Genomic DNA, 2,261 nt, shown 5'->3' with positions numbered 1-2,261 from the left:
CATTTATATTTACAAGTTGCTAACAATCAACTAATTATTGGTTGATTTAGCTGTTAAATAAGGGGGATTAACCTATATTTTATTAACATTTATTAGACTAAATAGTATTTAAAGGGTCAATAACATTGATAAATAAATTTTTATTTAACTATATTTGTAAATAATTAAACAAAATTTTGGATTATTAATATGGTGTTAGTAGATACAGCTTTACAAAAAAGAGAAGAACAGGGTAATTTATTACAGGTAGGTTTGGTCGGTGCTGGCTTCATTTCGTCAGGCTTGGTAAACCAGATAGAACATTACATTCCTGGTATGCGGGTAGCGGCTATTGCCAATCGGACACTCTCTAAAGCTTCACGATGCTATAACCAAGCCGGAATACAGCATGTTAGCACAGTTACTGATGCTGAGTCAGTTGACCTTAACGTTGAACTCGGAAAATATTCCGTATGTCAAGATCCCGAAATTCTCTGTGCTTCAACTAAGATTGACATTATTGTTGAAGTAACAGGAACGATCAACTATGCCGCCCAGGTAGTGCTGACTGCTATTGAATACAAAAAGCCAATACTTCTATTTAATCCTGAGTTAGATGCTACCTTAGGCCCCATTCTCAAACATTACGCCGACCAAGCTGGGGTTATCTACAGTCAAAGCGACGGAGACCAGCCCGGCGTGATTATGAACAAGTACCGCTTCGTGAAAGGATTAGGGCTTACTCCTTTGGTTTGCGGAAACATCAAAGGGTTTCTAGATGTGCATAAAAACCCATCTGATATGGCTGCCTACGCCAAAAAGGTGAATAACAGCGTAAACATGATTACTAGTTTTACGGATGGTACTAAAGTAAATTTCGAGCAAGCCAATGTAGCTAACTCTACCGGAATGGGCGTAACACGGCGAGGAATGAGTGCTCACCGTTCTAAAGAACATATTGATCACCTTACTTCGTTTTACGATATAGACCAACTGCTAGAATCTGGAGGTATTGTAGACTATATTATTGGACCTAAACCCAGCCCTGGTGTCTACGTTTTTGGTACTACAGATGACCCTATGATTAAGGATTATCTAAAATATTTGAAGATGGGCGAGGGACCACTGTACAGTTTTTATACTCCCTACCATCTCTGCAATCTGGAAATTCCCAACTCAAGTGCCCGCGTGGCTCATTTTAATGACCCAGTTATGGTGCCTGTCGGCGCACCGGTAGTTGAGGTAGTCGCAACTGCCAAACGGGATCTTCGAACCGGTGAAACTTTAGACGGGATTGGAGGGTATACTTGCTATGGTGAGTGTGAAAATACTAAGATTATTCAGCAAGAAAACTTATTGCCTATTGGATTGGCGGATAATGTAGTATTGAAAAGAGACATCAAGCAGGGTAGCGCGTTAACGTTTGACGATATTGAAATATCGGATGATCGATTAATGTTTCAGCTTTATAAACAACAGCAGGAGTTTGCCAATGCGAATAACTTGATGGTCATGAGTGCTTAGGTGTACCTCTTTTTGATCTTCTATTCTGCGGTTAGCGGTTTTTCGTTCTGTAAAGCTAGCGGGTGTAGCTGCTGCTATTGCCCGCTGTCGGCTTTATGCCAAATGGTGTGGTACATGCTCAAAAGAATCAGCGTATTTCTAATACTAGGCTAGAATCTTACGAATTACTTTACCGTGCACGTCAGTCAGACGGAAATCCCGCCCCTGAAAATGATAGGTAAGTTTTTCATGATCCATACCTAACAAATGCAACATGGTAGCCTGTAAATCGTGAATATGCGCGCGATCTTTAATCGCGTAATAGCCGATTTCATCGGTTTCACCGTGCGTGTACCCACCCTTCAGCCCACCACCAGCCATCCACATAGAAAATTCCTCGGTATGATGATCCCGACCCATAAAGGGCATAATTTTGCCGTTCCGGTTTTCTTGCATGGGTGTGCGGCCAAATTCTCCGCCCCACACAATTAAGGTTTCTTCCAATAATCCGCGTTGTTTTAAATCTTTAAGCAGAGCGGTCATCGGTTGATCAACCTGACGGCATTTATCCTTAAATCCGGCTTCCAAAGCAGTACTCTTATCGGTACCGTGTGTATCCCAGCCCCAATCGTAAAGCTGAACAAACCGCACCCCTTGCTCAACCAAACGGCGAGCCAGCAAACAGTTGTTAGCAAAAGAAGCTTTGCCCGGTTCAGTGCCGTACATCTGGTGAATGTATTCCGGCTCATCTTCAATATCCATTACTTCCGGTACCGAGG

Annotated in this window: 2 protein-coding genes; one reads left to right on the top strand and one right to left on the bottom strand. The window is 42.1% G+C overall.

What is annotated here, in order from left to right; all coding sequences use genetic code 11:
• Positions 1 to 189 precede the first annotated feature (189 nt).
• Positions 190 to 1,503, top strand: a complete 1,314-nt coding sequence (locus WBA23_RS01375; protein ID WP_424580441.1) for an NAD(P)H-dependent oxidoreductase — start codon at positions 190 to 192, stop codon at positions 1,501 to 1,503.
• Positions 1,504 to 1,647: 144 nt separating this feature from the next.
• Here the strand turns inward: WBA23_RS01375 and WBA23_RS01370 are convergent.
• Positions 1,648 to 2,261 (bottom strand): DUF1501 domain-containing protein (locus WBA23_RS01370; RefSeq protein ID WP_424580440.1); only part of this gene is annotated, 614 nt, incomplete at its 5' end.

Source organism: Tunicatimonas sp., assembly GCF_049647865.1.
Taxonomy (GTDB): Bacteria; Bacteroidota; Bacteroidia; order Cytophagales; family Cyclobacteriaceae; genus Tunicatimonas.
Note: the sequence above shows the minus strand (reverse complement) of the source record. Positions and strands in the feature narration are given on the sequence as shown.